Below are 15,991 nucleotides of genomic sequence, written 5' to 3'. Positions count from 1 at the left end.
GGCGTGACGGCTGACGCGCCGCCCCCCGCAGCCCAGGGACATGACCTGCCCCTGGGCCCGTGGCCGCTAGACGAGGCCGAGGTGCTCGGCCGCGGCGTCCGCGTCGATCGGGACCGTGACCGGCTGCGGCGCGCCGGCCACCGCCCAGTCCGGGTCCTTGAGGCCGTTGCCGGTGACCGTGCAGACGATCTTCTGGCCCGGGTCGACCTTGCCCTGCTCGGCGGCCTTGAGCAGACCGGCCACGGAGGCGGCCGAGGCGGGCTCCACGAAGACCCCCTCCTGGGCGGCCAGCAGCCGGTAGGCGGCCAGGATTTGACGGTCCGTCACCTCGTCGATGAAGCCGCCGGACTCGTCCCGGGCCTGCTCGGCGAACGCCCACGAGGCGGGGTTGCCGATGCGGATCGCGGTGGCGATGGTGTGCGGGTCCTTGACGACCTCGCCGCGCACGATCGGCGCGCTGCCGGACGCCTGGAAGCCCCACATCCGCGGAGTGCGGCTCGCGATGCCGTCCGCGGCGTACTCCTTGTAGCCGCGCCAGTACGCCGTGATGTTGCCGGCGTTGCCGACCGGCAGCACATGGATGTCGGGCGCGTCGGCGAGCATGTCGACGATCTCGAAGGCGGCGGTCTTCTGGCCCTCGATACGCACCGGGTTAACGGAGTTCACAAGTGCGACGGGGTACTTCTCGGAGAGACCGCGGGCCAGCGTGAGGCAGTCGTCGAAATTTCCGTCGATCTGAAGGATCTTCGCGCCGTGCACCAGCGCCTGGCCCATCTTGCCGAGCGCGATCTTGCCCTGCGGGACGAGCACGGCGCAGACCATGCCGGCGCGCACCGCGTAGGCGGCGGCGGACGCGGAGGTGTTGCCGGTGGAGGCGCAGATGACCGCCTTGGCCCCCTCCTCCTTGGCCCGCGTGATGGCCATCGTCATCCCGCGGTCCTTGAACGACCCGGTGGGGTTGGCACCCTCGACCTTGAGGTGCACCTCGCAGCCGGTGCGCTCGGAGAGCACCTGGGCGGGTACCAGGGGGGTGCCGCCCTCCCGGAGGGTGACGACCTCGGTCGTGTCGCTGACCGGAAGCCGGTCACGGTATTCCTCGATGATTCCGCGCCACTGACTGCTTGTCGTGGTCACAGTGGAATTGGCAGACATGGGTTCCTTTACTCCCCTTCGACCCGCATGATGCTGGCGACACCGCGGACGGTGTCCAGCTCGCGCAGTGCCCCGACGGTCGACGACAGGGCCGCGTCGGCCGCTCGGTGGGTGACGACGACGAGGGACGCCTCGCCGTCCTTGCCCTGCTGACGGACCGTATCGATCGATACGCCGTGTTCGGCGAAGACCGTCGCGACCTGCGCGAGAACGCCGGGCTTGTCGGCCACGTCGAGACTGATGTGGTACCGCGTGACGACCTCGCCCATGGGGCTCACCGGCAGCGCCGTGTACGCGGATTCTCCCGGCCCGGTGGCGCCGGCGAGCTTGTTGCGGCAGACCGCGACGAGGTCGCCGAGGACCGCGGAGGCGGTCGGTGAGCCGCCCGCGCCCGGTCCGTAGAACATCAGCTGGCCGGCCGCGTCGGCCTCGATGAAGACCGCGTTGTACGCCTCGCGCACGGAGGCCAGCGGGTGGCTGAGCGGGATCATCGCGGGGTGCACCCGGGCGGTCACGGACTCGCCGTGCGCGGCCCGCTCGCAGATGGCGAGCAGCTTGACCGTACAGCCCATCCGCTTGGCGGAGGCGATGTCGGCGGCGGTGACCTCGGTGATTCCCTCGCGGTGCACATCGTCGATGGTGACCCGGGTGTGGAAGGCGATACCTGCCAGGATCGCGGCCTTGGCGGCGGCGTCGAAGCCCTCGACGTCGGCGGTCGGGTCGGCCTCGGCGTACCCGAGGGCGGTCGCCTCGTCGAGCGCCTCGGAATATCCCGCTCCGCTCGAGTCCATCTTGTCGAGAATGAAGTTCGTGGTGCCGTTGACGATGCCGAGGACGCGATTGACCTTGTCGCCGGCGAGCGACTCCCGCAGCGGCCGCACCAGCGGGATCGCGCCGGCGACGGCGGCCTCGTAGTACAGATCGGCGTCATTGGCCTCGGCCGCGGCGTGCAGCGCGGCGCCGTCCGCGGCGACCAGCGCCTTGTTCGCGGACACCACGCTCGCGCCGTGCTCGAAGGCGGTGGTGATCAGGCCCCGGGCCGGCTCGATACCGCCGATCACCTCGATGACCACGTCGATGTCGCCGCGTTTGACGAGTGCCATGGCGTCGGTGGTGACGAGCTCGGCCGGGATGCCGTCGCGCACCCTGTCAGGGCGGCGGACGGCGATCCCGGCGAGCTCAACGGGCGCTCCGATGCGGGCTGCGAGGTCGTCGGCGTGCGTCGTCATGATGCGAGCCACCTCTGAGCCGACAACACCACAGCCCAGGAGCGCCACCTTCAGCGGACGCGTACGCATCATTCGACCTCTGCTTTTCATCGATCCCGTTTTTCCTGCTCGGTAATCCACCAGTCTCACGCACCGGACGGCACTTTCCGTCGGTCGTCCGGATACCGAGACATTTCTTTCATCCGGGGGACCAGCCCGTGGATCGGCCCCTACCCGACATCCAACCGCAGGAGATCTTCCTCCGTCTCCCGCCGGATGATCATCCTCGCCGCACCGTCCCTGACCGCGACGACCGGGGGTCGCAGCGCGTGGTTGTAGTTGCTCGCCATGGACCGGCAGTACGCGCCGGTGGCCGGCACCGCGAGCAGGTCGCCCGGCGCCACATCGGCGGGCAGGAAGGCGTCGCGCACGATGATGTCCCCGCTCTCGCAGTGCTTGCCGACGACCCGCGAGAGCATCGGCTCGGCGTCCGAGGTCCGCGAGACCAGCGCGACGCTGTACTCCGCGTCGTAGAGCGCCGTGCGGATGTTGTCCGACATGCCGCCGTCCACGGACACATACGTCCGCAGCCCTTCCAGCTCCTTGACGGTGCCCACCTCGTACAGCGTGAACGCGGTCGGTCCGACGATCGCCCGCCCCGGCTCGACGGACAGCCGCGGGACGGCCAGACCTGCGGCCGCGCATTCCTTGGCGACGATTTCGCCCAGCGCCTTGGCGATCTCGTGCGGCTCCCGCGGATCGTCGTCCGAGGTGTACGCGATACCGAGCCCACCGCCCAGATCGATCTCCGGCAGTTCGATCCCGTGCTCATCGCGTACTTCGGTCAGCAGCTGCACCACGCGCCGCGCGGAGACCTCGAATCCCGCCATATCGAAGATCTGCGACCCGATATGCGAATGAATTCCGACGAGTTCCAGCCCGTCCAGCTTCAGCGCCCGCCGGACCGCCTCCGCGGCCTGCCCGCCGGCCAGCGCGATACCGAACTTCTGGTCCTCGTGCGCGGTGGCGATGAACTCGTGGGTGTGCGCCTCGACGCCGACCGTGACCCGGATCTGCACCCGCTGCCGCTTGCCGAGCCGGTCCGCGATATGCGCGACCCGCACGATTTCCTGGAACGAATCCAGCACGATCCGGCCCACCCCCGCCTCCACGGCGCGGGTGATCTCCTCCGTGCTCTTGTTGTTGCCGTGCAGCGCGATCCGCTCGGCGGGCATTCCCGCCGCGAGCGCCGTGGCCAGCTCGCCGCCGGAGCAGACGTCGAGATTCAGGCCTTCTTCGTTCAGCCAGCGCACTATGGCCCGGGACAGGAAGGCCTTACCGGCGTAGAAGACATCGGCATCCGGCCCGAAGGCGTCCTTCCAGGCGCGGCAGCGCTCCCGGAAGTCGTCCTCGTCCAGGAAGTACGCGGGCGTGCCGAACTCCTCGGCGAGGGTGCCGACGTCGATCCCGCCGACCGTCACCGCGCCGTCGGCGTTGCGCCGGACGGTACGGGACCAGACGAGCGGGTCGAGGGCGTTGAGGTCGGCGGGCGGGCCGGCGTAGTGCCCCTCGGGCAGCACATCGGCGTGCCGGGGCCCGGCGGGGTGTGCGGAACGGCTCATAACTGTGAAGATCCCCTCAAAGGCGTTCAGAGGTGTTCGGGCGCGGAGATGCCGAGCAGACGCAGGCCGTTGGCGAGCACCGTCCCGGTGGCCTCGGCAAGGGCCAGGCGGGCGCGGTGCACGGCCAAGGGTTTCCGCTCCCCGACGGGCAGCGGCGGGCAGACGTCCTGCCAGCGGAGGAACGCATCCGCCGTCGCCTCCAGATGGCGCACCATCCGGTCCGGCGCCCGATGGCGGGCCGCCGCTTCGACGGTGCGGGGGTAGGTGCCGAGGAGGGTGTGCAGGCCCTGTTGGGGCTCCTCCGGGGCGTGCGGCGATTCCTCCCCGGGCGCGCTCCCGAACCCCAGGTCCCGGGCATTGCGCGACAGCGCCCGGGTCCTGGCGTAGGCGTACTGCACCCGGAACCGCGGATTGCTCTCCCGCTGCACCGGCCGCTCGGGCAACCGCACCGGATCATGCGCGGCGGGCCGCAGCAGCGCCCAGCGCGCGTCGTCGGCGCCCAGCCGGGCGACGAGGTCGGCGAGCTCGCCCGCACCGGGGCCCGGGTCGGCCGGCGTCTCGGTACGCAGCCCCGCGGCCGGCAGCAGCCGCCGCAGCGCCTCCGCGACGACGCGCGCCCGCGCACCGGAAAGCCCCGCCGGAAGCAGCTCCCCGCCGAGGACCTCGCCGCCGCTCCTGCTCCCGTACTCCGGGCCCTGCGCGAGCACCTGCCGTACGAGCGCGGTGCGCGCACCGTCCCCCAGCGTGAAATTCAGGAACCCCGGGCCGGCGATCTCCACCCGGGCGATACCGGCGCTCCCGGCCAGCCGCTTCCGCAGGATCTCGGCGACCTCCCGCGCGGGCCGGCCCGCCGGCCCGGCGAGCTGCAGCGCGACATTGGAGGCGTAGTCCCCGCACCCGGCCCGCGGCGGCGGCTGCACCACGATCCGCGCCGGCACGGGCACGGAGAGCTCTCGCTCCTCGACGGCACCACGCACGGAGCGCAGGACGGTACGGGAGAGCTCAGCGGGGGTCACGGGACAAGCGTATGGGAGAAGGGGGGCGAACACGCGACCCGGTTTCGCCCTGTGGACACCCCGCGCGGGGGCCGGGCGCCGGGCCGGGCCTCGTGCACCGGGCGGAGGCTCGGGCCTGGGGCCGTGCCTCAGGCGCCGGGCCGGGCCGCGGGCTCCGAATCCCCGCCGGCCTCCACCAGCCCGATCCCACCGGACGCGGCGCGCTCGGCCCCGCTCCCCTCGACGGCCCCGCCCCGGGACCCGCGCTCCCGCTGCCGCCCCTCGCGCACCAGCATTCCCACGGTCCGTACGAGCTCCGTCGGCTCGAACGGCTTCGCCAGGAACGCGTCCACCGCGACCGACTCGCCGTTGTCCATGTCGCCCTGGACGCATGCGCTGACGATGGCGATGGGGATGTCCCAGGTCCGCGGATCGGAGCGCAACCGGGCGGCGGTGTGCAGACCGTTGAGCCGCGGCATCATCACGTCGAGGGTGACCACATCGGGTCTTACGTGGTGCACGACATCCAGACACTCGGCACCATCAGCCGCGGTCACGACCTCGAAGCCCTCCAGCTCGAGATTGACCCTGATCAACTGCCGGATCACCTTGTTGTCATCGACAACAAGGATCCGACCGGACAAGCCAGGCACACCATGAGACTAGGGGCCCACCTGCGGCTGCGTCCCAGTTTTGCCCACTTCCGCCCCCGTGCGGGGGACCTTTCCCCGACCGCCGTCGACACCGCCGCACGATGCGCTAGGCCCCCTCCCCCGGACCCCCGAAAACCCTGTTCATGGACACCCCGTCAGAGCTGGTAGTGTTCTACCCGTCGCCGCACAAGACGGCGCAACGCCCCCGTAGCTCAGGGGATAGAGCAACGGCCTCCGGAGCCGTGTGCGCAGGTTCGAATCCTGCCGGGGGCACTTCGAGTGAAGTGCCGAAGACCTTCCGATCAGCGGAGACGCTGAGCGGGGGGTCTTTTTTCTTGCGCCCACGAGCCGCTGCGGGAGGGCTTCGGCGGGCCGGTGAGCAGCGGGCCGGGGGAGATCCGGCCGGCATGCGAAGACCGGGCACTCGGCCGTCCAGCCAGGTGCCCGGTCGGGGATCGGTACGAACCGCGGCGCGGTCAGCCGTCGATGCGGACCGGCAGGGACTCGATTCCGTAGACGATCGACAGTTTCCGGAATGCCAGTTCCTCCGGTTCGGCGGCCAAACGCATGTGGGGGAACCGGCGTACCAGTGCGGGATAGGCGGCGCGGAGTTCCATCCGGGCCAGTTCCGCGCCGACGCAGCGGTGGATTCCGTAACCGAAGGCGAGATGGGAAGGGACGTTGCGGGAGGGGTCGAACTGCTCCATTTCGGGGCCCAGTTTGCCGTCCCGGTCCGCGCCGCTCAGTGAGCACAGCACCACATCCCCGGCGGCGATGTGCACGCCGCCGATTTCCAGGTCCTCGCGCGCGAAGCGCGGGAACGCCACCTGTACGACGGTGAGATAGCGCAGCAGTTCCTCGACATAGCGGTCGACGACCTCGTCGCCGTCGTGCAGGGCCGCGAAGTGCTTCGGGTCCTGGAGCAGGACGAGCGTGCCGAGCGCCAGCATGCTGGCGGTGGTCTCGAATCCACCGGTCAGTACGCCGTCGGCGAGCCCCGCCAGTTCCTCGTCGCTGACCGAGTCGCCATGCTCCTTGACGATCATGCCGAGCAATCCGTCGCCCGGATTCTGGCGCTGCTTCTTGACGATGTCCCGGAAATAGGAAAGGGATTCCGATATGGCGCCGAAGGAGGCGTTCGCTCCGCTGAAAAGGTCGAAGCGGGCGGCGCTGAGGCGCTCGAAGTCGGCGCGGTCTTCGTAAGGGACGCCGAGGAGTTCGCAAATGACGAGGGACGGGATGGGGAGCGCGAAGGAATGCACGAGGTCGACCGGCTCACCGTTTTTGCCGGCGGCTTCCACGGCGTCCAGGCGTTCCTCGACGATCTCATGGATGCGGGGGGTGAGCCGGCCGAGGCGGCGCATGGTGAATTCGGGTGTCAGCAGCCGGCGGAGACGGGTGTGCACGGGCGGGTCGGCGAATCCGAGGCCGCCGGGATTCTGGTCGACTCCGGCGCCCGCCTTGCCGACCAGGTTGGTGAAGTCGGAGCTGAAGGCATTGGCCTTTCCGAGCACCGCCTTGACCTCGTCGTACCCGGTGACCAGCCAGACGTTGGCGGCTATCGGCACCGGAAGCCGGGTGATGGGCTCCTTCTCCCGGACGGCCGCCAACTCGCCTACGGGATCGAGTCCATCGCGCCGCAATGGCATCAGGACAGACTCGGGCAAGAAAGACATTCGAGACAGGTCGAAGCCTTTCTTCTGTGTTCTCGCCAGATACATACGGCCGGCCCAGGCGATGATCCGGGAACGGAGAGTCGTCATGACGCTAATACTGCCTTTCGTCGAGGGGGACGGTCACCCGCGCTCGGCTGCCCGAAGGAGCCGAGTCAGCACAGGACCTCCACTCGGCGTGGACGGATGTGTCGTACGCCATAGCCCCTCGCTCGCGGCGGTCATGGCCCAGGGTCCATGCCGTCGACCGGTGTCTCCGGCCGTCCGCATCAGCGTGACGAGCTCGGCCTTCTGCTTTTTGTTCTGGACGAGTTTACAAACTGCCATTGGCCTCGTTCACGGAACAACCCTGGACCGACCCTGGTCCTTCCCTGACTCAACCCTGAACGATCCCTGACCCCTCCCCGGTAAGTCCCCTATGCCTCCCCCGAGGTGCGGCCGCTATCCCTCCCGCACCTCCCTGTGCGCCACCTTGCCGTCGCGGAAGGTGTGGACGTGCCGGACGGACCCTGCGCCCGGTGGTCGCCGCCGGCGGCCCTGGCCGCCTGCCGTACCCGGACGGCGATCGGGCCGGCCGGCTCCCCCGGCGCGGTGGGAATGCCGTACGTCATACCCGGCGCACAACCGCACACCGGGAAGCGCGACTTGTTATTCCTTCCGCGCCGAACGGACCGAGCGGGAGAGTGCGAGAGTGCGAGAGGGGAATCGGCGCGCCGGGAAATTCGATGGTCCGCGTCCTCTCCTCCGCACAGACTCTCCCTATGGCTGACTTAGGTGTCATTGGTCTCATTCGCGGTCTCTATGTCGCCCGATGGTGTGCGCGGATAGGTGTGCGGGTCACCGCGCTGTGCGATAGCGACCCGGCGCGGCTGACCGAGGCGGCGCGCGAATTCCCCGACGCCCTCCGGACCGCGCGGTGGCAGGATCTGCTCGCGCCCGAAGCCGGCCTGGACGGCGTGCTGCTGGCGCACGACTTCGACCGGCACGCCGAGCCGGCCGTCGCCTTTCTCGACCGCGGCATCCATGTGCTGAGCGAGACCGCGGCGTGTACGACCGAGCGGGAGGGCCGGGCGCTGGTCGCGGCCGCCGAACGCGGCAGCGCCTCGTACTCCTTCGCCGAGAACTATGTGACGCATGCTCACGTACGCGCCATCCGCCGCATCGTGCGGGACGGCGGGATCGGCACCCCCCAGCTGATCGAGTCCGACTACCTGCACGGCGCGTCTCCCGAGGACATCGCGGCGATGATCGGCGACCCGGCGCACTGGCGCGGCCGGATCCCGTCCACCGCCTACTGCACCCACGCGCTGTCGCCCGTCCTGGACGTCACCGGCGCCTGGCCGGTCGAGGTCAGCGCCTTCCCGGTGACGGCGGAGCGGCGGCCGGCGGCCGTGGTGCTGATGGTGCGGCTGTCGGACGGCGGGCTGGCGGTCACCCGGCAGTCGTTCCTCCAGGGCGAGCCGGACAGCCACTGGCACTGGTTCTCGGTACGCGGCTCACGGGGCCTGGCGGAGTCGGTACGGGCCGCGGGCGACCGCTGCTGGCACGTGCGACTGCGCCGGGACGCCTGGGCCACGGCCGACGGGCGCGGCGCGTACGAGGAGGAACTGACGCCGCCGGCGCTGCGGCTGGCGGCGGGCGGCGGCGCCCCGGGCGGGCCGCGGACCGTCGAGGTGCCCCGGCACGACGAGGGAACCGCGCTCATCGCGGACGCCTTCCGTGCGTGCATGGAGGAGGGCGCGGCGCCCCGTGTCCCGGTGCGGCCGGCCGTCGCGGCCTCGCTCGTGGGGACGTCGGCCGCGGTGTCGCTCGCCGAGGGCGGGCGGGCGGTGGCCGTCCCCGATGTGCGTTCCTGGCCCGGACACAGGGAGACCGGACACAGGGAGATCGGCCCCGCTTCGGAATTCCCGGCCTGAGAATCTCCCCGGCGAATCTCCCGAGCCGGGGGGCCTCCCGGCTGCACCCGTCGCGGAGGGCGATGAGTTGCGCACCCTCCGAGGTCTCTTTAGCGTGAGGCAAGCGAGGCGGACATACCGCAACAAAGCGATACAAAGCCGTGCTCGCAGCCGGGCAGCCGGGCTGGGGCGCGGCTCTCGCGTCCCTACGGCGCAGCCCCCACCCCGTCCGTCACCCGACTCCCGGCACCCCCACTTGACTCATCCCACAGGGATTCTCCCCTTCGCAGGAGGAAGCCAGATGTTTCCGAAGTCGAAGTCCGGCAAGCTCGCGCTCTACGTCCTGTCGGGCGCGCTGACCTCTGCCGTCGCTGCCGGTCCGGCCATGGCGGTCGGGAGCGGCGAGGACCACCGCAGGCCCTACAAGGGCAAGGTGATCGCCAAGACGGGCCTGCTGAAGCGCAGCGGGCCGAGCACCAAGTACAAGGTGATCGGCAGCAACCCGTACGGCAAGATCGTAAAGATCAAATGCAAGGTCAACGGCGAGAACATCAAGGGCAACCCCCGCTGGTACAAGCTCAAGGACGGCTCCTACGCCTGGTCGTCCGCGCGCTACATCATGAACATCGGGGAGGCTCCGGACTGGTGCTGATCCCCGCCGGTGCCGCTCCGGGCACCGGCGGTTGAGGGATTCTCCGCGCTCGTACGCCTCGCCGGCCTCGCGCCGTCCGGGGCGTACGGCGCGGTGTGCGGAGGGCACCCCCCGAACGCCGTTTCCGGCATAACGGAAATATGGGCCGCCGCTTGCTACGTTTCCAGCCATGACGGCAACGGCAACGGCGGCCCCCGCGCGCCCCGCGGACACTCCCCCGCCGCCACCGTGTCCCCCACGACGCGGCATCGAACTGGCCCTGCTGGTGGCCGCCGTCCTCATCAGCGTCTGCGGCTATCTCGCCGTGGGCCTGGCCAAGACACATGCCGTCCCGGGCGGCGCAGCCGGCTATGGCGCCGGGCTCGGCGGCCTGGCGCTGCTGGCCCATCTCGCCATCCGGTTCCGCGCCCCGTACGCCGACCCGCTGCTGCTCCCCATCGCCGTACTCCTCAACGGGCTCGGCCTGGTGCTGATCTACCGGCTCGATCTGGAAACGCCCGGCGACCTGGCCGCGCCCATCCAGCTGATCTGGTCCACGGTCGGCGTCGCACTGTTCACCGCGGTGGTGGTGCTGCTGCGCGACCACCGGATGCTCCAGCGGTACGCCTACGTCTGCGCGGCCCTGGCGCTGCTCCTGATGGCCGCGCCGATTCTCTTCCCCGCCCTCAACGGCGCCAGGATCTGGATCCGGGTCGCGGGATTCTCCATTCAGCCCGGCGAGTTCGCGAAGATCCTCATCACCGTCTTCTTCGCGGCGTATCTCGCCGCCAACCGCGGCGCGCTGGCCCACACCGGGCGCACGATGGGCCCGCTGCGACTCCCCACCGGCCGGCTGCTCGGCCCGATCGTCGCGATCTGGCTGCTCAGCGTCGCCGTCCTGGTCCTCGAACGCGATCTGGGCACCTCGCTGCTCTTCTTCGGGGTCTTCGTCGTCCTGCTGTACGTGGCCACCGGGCGGACCGGCTGGATCGCCGTCGGCCTGCTGCTCGCGGGCGCCGGCGCGGCCGCCGTCGGGACGCTGGAGCCGCATGTCCACAGCCGGGTCCAGGACTGGCTGCACCCGTTCGCGGGCATCGCGGCGGGCGAGGGCCCCGGCCAGCTCGCCCAGTCGCTGTTCGCCTTCGCCGGCGGCGGGATGCTCGGCACCGGGCTCGGCCAGGGCCACTCGTATCTGATCGGCTTCGCCATGAAGTCCGACTTCATCCTGGCGACCTTCGGCGAGGAACTGGGACTGGCCGGACTGACCGCCCTCTTCACGCTCTACGCCCTGCTGGTGGCCCGCGGCTACCGCGCCGCGCTCGCCCTGGGCGACCCGTTCGGCAGCCTGCTCGCCGTCGGCCTCGCCACCCTGCCCGCCATCCAGGTCTTCGTCATCGCGGGCGGGGTGATGGGGCTGATCCCGCTGACCGGGATGGCGATGCCGTTCCTCGCCCAGGGCGGGTCGTCCGTCGTCACCAACTGGATCATCATCGCGCTGCTGCTGCGGATCAGCGACCGGGCGCACGCGCCACGGCCGGAGGTGAGCGATCTGCCCGCCACGGGCTGCCGGCCAGGCCCGGTCCTCCCCGAGGCCGGCCGGTGATCCGCTGCATCCGGCACACCGCCGCCTTCACCCTCCTGCTACTGGTCGCGCTGCTGGTCAACGCCGCGCGGGTGCAGCTCTTCGCGGCGGACGAGTACACCGGGAACGCCGCCAACCGCCGTACGGTGATGGCCCGTTACGCGCAGCCGCGCGGCGCCGTCCTGGTGGCGGGCAGGCCGGTCACCGGCTCCCGGGACAGCGGCGGCCGGCTGCGCTACGAGCGGACGTACACCGAAGGACCGCTGTACGCACCGGTCACCGGCTACTCCTCGCAGGAATTCGGCACCTCCCAGATCGAGCGCGCCGAGGACGGCATCCTCTCCGGCACCGATGAGCGGCTCACCACCTTCGCCTGGTGGGACGAGCTGGCGCGCGCCCACCGGCCGGGCGGCAATGTCGTCACCACCATCCGGCCCGACACCCAGCGCGCCGCGTTCGACGGGCTGGGCCCCCGCAAGGGCGCGGTGGTCGCGATCGAGCCGCGCACCGGCCGGATCCTGGCGCTGGCCAGCACCCCTTCGTACGACCCGGGCGAGCTGTCCGGCAACGGTCCTTCGGCCGGCGCGGCCTGGCTGCGGCTCAACAACGACGCGGACCGGCCGTTGCTCAACCGGGCGATCCGGCAGACCTATCCGCCCGGCTCCGCCTTCGAGGTCGTCACGGCGGCGGCCGCGCTGGACAGCGGCCTGGTCACCGATATCGACGCCCCTGCGGACGCCCCCGATCCGTACCCGCCGGGCGGCGCCGGCGGCCGGTTCGGCAACCCGTCGACGGGCTGCGCGCACGCCACCCTCAGGGCCGCCTTCCTGGCCTCCTGCGACACCGTCTTCGCACGGCTGGGCGCCGGCATCGGGGCGCGCGGCATGGCCGACGCGGCGCGGGGCTTCGGCTTCGACGGCCGCGGCCTGCGCATCCCCTCCCCCGTCGTGCCCAGCACCTTCGGCACCCGGATGGCCCCGGCGCAGGTCGCACAGTCCGCCATCGGGCGGTACCGCACCACCGCCACCCCGCTCCAGATGGCGATGGTCGCGGCGGCGGTCGCCAACGACGGGACGCTGACCCCGCCACGGCTCGTCGACCGGGTGACCGACGCGGACGGGACCACCGTCTTCAGCAGCAGCCACCGCCGCGCGCGGCAGGCGATGGGCCCGGCCACCGCCCAGCGGCTCCAGGAGATGATGGTCGACGTCGTGGCGCACGGCAGCGGACGGCAGGCCGCCATCGAGGGCGTCACCGTCGGCGGCAAGGGCGGCACCGCCCCGTACGACCCGCACAACGAGGGCACCCCGTACGCCTGGTTCCTCTCCTGGGCGCGGGCCAAGGACCGCATGCAGCCCGCGGTGGCGGTGGCCGTGGTCGTGGAGGACCCGGAGAACGTCGTGGCGAACCCGGAGAACCCGGAGAACCCGGAGAACACAGAGGGCCCGGAGAACCCGGAAGAGCCGGAGAACCCAGAGGGCACAGCCACCGTCCGCGCGGACAGCGACGGCGCGGCGCCGATCGCCCGCGCGGTCATGCGGGCGGCGCTGGACTGAGACCCGTGCCGCCTACCCGCCGGCCCCCGTCGGCCACAATGACCGCATGGCCGACACGACTCCTCCCCCGCGCCCGCTGCTCTCCCTGGCCGAGGTGGAAGCGCTGGCCCGGCGCGCGCACTCGGGTCAGACGGACAAGGCGGGCCGCCCGTATGCCGAGCATCTGGCCGCGGTCGCGGCGGGCGTACGCGAACGAGGCGGCAGCGACGAGCAGATCGCCGCGGCGTGGCTGCACGACGCGGTGGAGGACGCCGCGCTGAGCCGCGCATGGCTGGCCGACGCGGCGCTCACCCCCGCGACGAAGGACATGATCCTCGCCGTCACCAAGCGCGCGGGCGAGCCGGTCGAGGAGTACACCGCCCGCATCCTGGCCACGCCCGGCGCGCTGCTGGTGAAGGAGTCCGACCTCGCGCACAACGCCGATCCGGCCCGGCTCGCCGTCCTGGACGCCCCGACGCGGGAGCGGCTGACGGCCAAGTACGCGCGGGTGCGGGCGCTGTTGGGGCTGGCCGGGTAGTTCCTGCTCCGCCCGCGGGCAGCGCGCGGCAGGGCCGGTGCGGTAGGCCCCGAGCGGTCGGCCCCGTGCGGTAGGCGCTAGAGCTCGCCGATCCACACGGGCAGCGATTCCCGCCGCAGCGCCCAGTCCGCCGGGAGAGCCTCCACCCCCGTACGGGCTCCCACCACCCCGCCCGCGATCGCACAGGTGGTGTCCACATCACCCAGGCCCGCGGCGGTCGTCCAGAGGGCGGACTCCAGATCGCCGGGATGCCGGGCGGCGCACCACAGGGCGAACGGGACGGTGTCGTCGGCGCGGATTCGGCGGCCGTTGCCGAGGATCTCGGCGGCCTGTTCGGGGGTGGTTTCCGGGGGCAGCCCGGCGGCCCGCAGCAGGCCTTCGCGTACCGGGCCGTCGGGGGTGCGGGCGGCGACCGCGGTGAGTTCCGGCGCACGGCCACGGGCCGAGAGCGCCGCCGCGACGGCCACCGCCACCGCGCCCGCGATGCCCTCGGGGTGGGCATGGGTGACCCGCGCCGAGCGCGCCGCCTGCTCCACGACGCGATCCAGGTCGTCGTGGAACCAGGCGCCGAGCGGCGCGACCCTCATCGCCGCCCCGTTGCCGAGGCTGCCCTCGCCGCCGAAGAGCGCGGACGCCAGTTCCGCCCACTCGTCGGGGGACGCGGCGACGCGGGGCAGCAGCGCGTGCATGCCGGAGCCGTAGCCGCGGCCCGGGTCGGCCTTGTACGTTTCCGCGAACTCCCTTGCCAGCGGCTGGAGTTCCACCTCTCCGTGCTTCCGGAGTACGCGCAGGAGGGCGAGCGCCATCGCGGTGTCGTCGGTCCAGTGCCAGTGCGGATCGGGCGGTGTACGGCGCTCGGCAATCAGCTGCCGGGCCTCGGCCTCCGGGCGGAACAGCCGGAAGAAGCGCTCCCCGAAGGCGTCACCGAATGCCAGCCCTTCGAGGCTTGCGTATGCGGCGGCTCGTGCTCGGTCGTCCATGCGGGGATCCTGCCATGGCAAGATCCTCCCCGTCTGGGCCGGCGAGCAACGAGCAAGGAGAGACGTGACCCAGCCAGAACTCCCCGACATGGGAGACCCTTTGCCGCGAGACGGGCTTCCGGACTGGAAGGTCCGCTTCTACCAGCGGGCAATGGCGGTCCTCGGCCTGGGAGCCCCGTGGGTCTTCCTCTGGGTTGCGGTGCGAAGGAATCCGGGACTGTGGTGGATCCCGGTGCTGACTCTGCTCGGTACGTATGCGGGGCTCTTTGTCATCGTCCGGAACTGGCGGGACCAGTTCCGCCGGGCCTGTGTGGCGCTGGCGGGCGTGGTGGCCTGCTGGCTGGTGTGCGGGGAGCTGTTCCGGCAGCTGAACTGAGTGTGGCGCCGGGGAGCGGGGACCGCCCTCGGTCAGCTCTCCTCCGCCGCCCCCTCCTCGATCGCCGCCGCGACCTCCGCCGTACGGGCCTCCTCCTCGGCCGCGAAGCGTTCCGCGTCGAGCTTCTCGGCCAGTTCCTCGTCCTGCTCCATCAGCTGGTCCAGGTTGGCGTCGCCCATCTCGAAGACGCCCATGTCGACGTAGGCGCGCTGCAACCGCTCGCCCCACAGGCCGATGTCCTTCACACACGGCACGATCCGGCTGAACAGCAGTTTCCGGAAGAGATGCAGGAATTCGGAGCGCTCGGTGAATTCGGCGGCCTCCTGCGGTGGAATGCCGAAGTTCTCCAGGACCTCCAGGCCGCGAAGCCGGTCGCGCATCAGGTAGCAGCCCTCGATGACGAAGTCCTCGCGCTCGCGCAGTTCGGCGTCGGTGAGCTGCTTGTAGTAGTCGCGCAGCGCCATCCGCCCGAAGGCGACATGGCGGGCCTCGTCCTGCATGACGTAGGCCAGGATCTGCTTGGGCAGCGGCTTGGTGGTGGTGTCGCGGATCATGCCGAAGGCGGCCAGCGCGAGGCCCTCGATCAGCACCTGCATGCCCAGATACGGCATGTCCCAGCGGGAGTCCCTCAGGGTGTCGCCGAGCAGCGCCTGGAGGTTGTCGTTTATCGGGTAGAGCATCCCGACCTTGTCCTGGAGGAAGCGGCTGTAGATCTCGGCGTGCCGGGCCTCGTCCATGGTCTGGGTGGCGGAGTAGAACTTGGCGTCGAGGTCCGGGACGGACTCCACGATCCGCGCGGCGCACACCATCGCTCCCTGTTCGCCGTGCAGGAACTGGCTGAACTGCCAGGACGTGTAGTGCTGGCGCAGATCGCCGCGGTCCTTCTCCGTCATTTTGTCCCAGTACTTGGTGCCATACAGGGACATCGACTCATCGGGGGTCCCGAGCGGGTCCTTGGGGTCGACCTCCAGGTCCCAGTCGATGCGCAGGGTGGCGTCCCACTGCTTGTCCTTGCCCTTCTGGTAGAGGGCGAGCAGCCGGTCCCGTCCGTCGTCGTAGTCCCAGCTGAAACGGGCCGCGCCGGAGGCGGGCACCTTCCACAGGGGCTCGCCTGGGTCCTGGACGTACAGATCTCGGGTCGACACGGACGC

At 71.1% G+C, this 15,991-nt stretch carries 14 protein-coding genes and 1 tRNA gene; 7 read left to right on the top strand and 8 right to left on the bottom strand.

The genetic code is table 11. From position 1 onward, the window contains the following. Nucleotides 1–66: 66 nt before the first annotated feature. The 5 genes from thrC to FCH28_RS26065 all read right to left on the bottom strand — a co-directional run bounded on the left by thrC (nucleotide 67) and on the right by FCH28_RS26065 (nucleotide 5,621). Nucleotides 67–1,152 (bottom strand): threonine synthase, encoded by a 1,086-nt coding sequence (gene thrC / locus FCH28_RS26085; RefSeq protein ID WP_136742600.1) that lies wholly within the window; start codon nucleotides 1,150–1,152, stop codon nucleotides 67–69. Between the two features lie 8 nt (nucleotides 1,153–1,160). Then, nucleotides 1,161–2,453 (bottom strand): homoserine dehydrogenase, encoded by a 1,293-nt coding sequence (locus FCH28_RS26080; protein ID WP_136742599.1) that lies wholly within the window; start codon nucleotides 2,451–2,453, stop codon nucleotides 1,161–1,163. A 137-nt stretch (nucleotides 2,454–2,590) separates the two neighbouring features. Next, nucleotides 2,591–3,982, bottom strand: coding sequence for a diaminopimelate decarboxylase (gene lysA / locus FCH28_RS26075; RefSeq protein WP_136742598.1), 1,392 nt, complete (start codon nucleotides 3,980–3,982; stop codon nucleotides 2,591–2,593). 26 nt (nucleotides 3,983–4,008) lie between these two features. After that, entirely contained in the window at nucleotides 4,009–4,998 is a 990-nt protein-coding gene (gene nrtL / locus FCH28_RS26070) for an ArgS-related anticodon-binding protein NrtL (RefSeq protein ID WP_136742597.1), read from the bottom strand. Between the two features lie 128 nt (nucleotides 4,999–5,126). Further along, entirely contained in the window at nucleotides 5,127–5,621 is a 495-nt protein-coding gene (locus FCH28_RS26065) for a response regulator (RefSeq protein ID WP_136742854.1), read from the bottom strand. 210 nt (nucleotides 5,622–5,831) lie between these two features. Between FCH28_RS26065 and FCH28_RS26060 the strand changes: the two genes are divergently transcribed. Next, nucleotides 5,832–5,903: transfer RNA gene (locus FCH28_RS26060), tRNA-Arg, on the top strand. A gap of 203 nt (nucleotides 5,904–6,106) precedes the next feature. On the opposite strand, the gene FCH28_RS26055 is transcribed toward FCH28_RS26060, so the two are convergent. Next, nucleotides 6,107–7,393, bottom strand: a complete 1,287-nt coding sequence (locus FCH28_RS26055; protein ID WP_136742596.1) for a cytochrome P450 — start codon at nucleotides 7,391–7,393, stop codon at nucleotides 6,107–6,109. A 671-nt stretch (nucleotides 7,394–8,064) separates the two neighbouring features. Here FCH28_RS26055 and FCH28_RS26050 point away from each other — a divergent pair. The 5 genes from FCH28_RS26050 (at nucleotide 8,065) to FCH28_RS26030 (ending at nucleotide 13,484) form a co-directional block, all read left to right on the top strand. Then, entirely contained in the window at nucleotides 8,065–9,219 is a 1,155-nt protein-coding gene (locus FCH28_RS26050) for a Gfo/Idh/MocA family protein (RefSeq protein WP_136742595.1), read from the top strand. Nucleotides 9,220–9,499: 280 nt separating this feature from the next. Beyond that, nucleotides 9,500–9,850, top strand: coding sequence for an SH3 domain-containing protein (locus FCH28_RS26045; protein WP_136742594.1), 351 nt, complete (start codon nucleotides 9,500–9,502; stop codon nucleotides 9,848–9,850). A gap of 169 nt (nucleotides 9,851–10,019) precedes the next feature. Then, nucleotides 10,020–11,432 carry an FtsW/RodA/SpoVE family cell cycle protein gene (locus tag FCH28_RS26040; protein WP_136742593.1) on the top strand — a complete coding sequence of 471 codons (1,413 nt, stop codon included), beginning with the start codon at nucleotides 10,020–10,022 and terminating at the stop codon, nucleotides 11,430–11,432. Beyond that, nucleotides 11,429–12,967, top strand: a complete 1,539-nt coding sequence (locus FCH28_RS26035) for a penicillin-binding transpeptidase domain-containing protein (RefSeq protein WP_136742592.1) — start codon at nucleotides 11,429–11,431, stop codon at nucleotides 12,965–12,967. Before FCH28_RS26040 ends, FCH28_RS26035 begins: the two co-directional genes overlap by 4 nt. A 46-nt stretch (nucleotides 12,968–13,013) precedes the next feature. Beyond that, the gene (locus tag FCH28_RS26030; RefSeq protein ID WP_136742591.1) at nucleotides 13,014–13,484 is read left to right on the top strand and encodes an HD domain-containing protein; all 471 of its coding nucleotides are present in this window, start codon (nucleotides 13,014–13,016) and stop codon (nucleotides 13,482–13,484) included. Between the two features lie 77 nt (nucleotides 13,485–13,561). Here the strand turns inward: FCH28_RS26030 and FCH28_RS26025 are convergent, their stop codons facing one another. Continuing rightward, nucleotides 13,562–14,464, bottom strand: coding sequence for an ADP-ribosylglycohydrolase family protein (locus FCH28_RS26025; protein ID WP_187363925.1), 903 nt, complete (start codon nucleotides 14,462–14,464; stop codon nucleotides 13,562–13,564). 64 nt (nucleotides 14,465–14,528) lie between these two features. On the opposite strand from FCH28_RS26025, the gene FCH28_RS26020 reads away from it, so the two are divergent. Then, a complete protein-coding gene (locus tag FCH28_RS26020; protein ID WP_136742589.1) occupies nucleotides 14,529–14,840 on the top strand; it encodes a hypothetical protein in 312 nt (103 codons plus the stop codon). 32 nt (nucleotides 14,841–14,872) lie between these two features. On the opposite strand, the gene FCH28_RS26015 is transcribed toward FCH28_RS26020, so the two are convergent. Beyond that, on the bottom strand, nucleotides 14,873–15,985 hold the full coding sequence (locus tag FCH28_RS26015; RefSeq protein WP_136742588.1) for a ferritin-like domain-containing protein: 1,113 nt from the start codon (nucleotides 15,983–15,985) through the stop codon (nucleotides 14,873–14,875). Nucleotides 15,986–15,991: the final 6 nt, after the last annotated feature.

Origin of the sequence: Streptomyces piniterrae (assembly GCF_005048155.1) — a bacterium.
GTDB classification, from domain to species: domain Bacteria; phylum Actinomycetota; class Actinomycetes; order Streptomycetales; family Streptomycetaceae; genus Streptomyces; species Streptomyces piniterrae.
The sequence above is the reverse complement of the archived record's forward strand: the minus strand, read 5'-3'. Positions and strand labels throughout refer to the sequence as shown.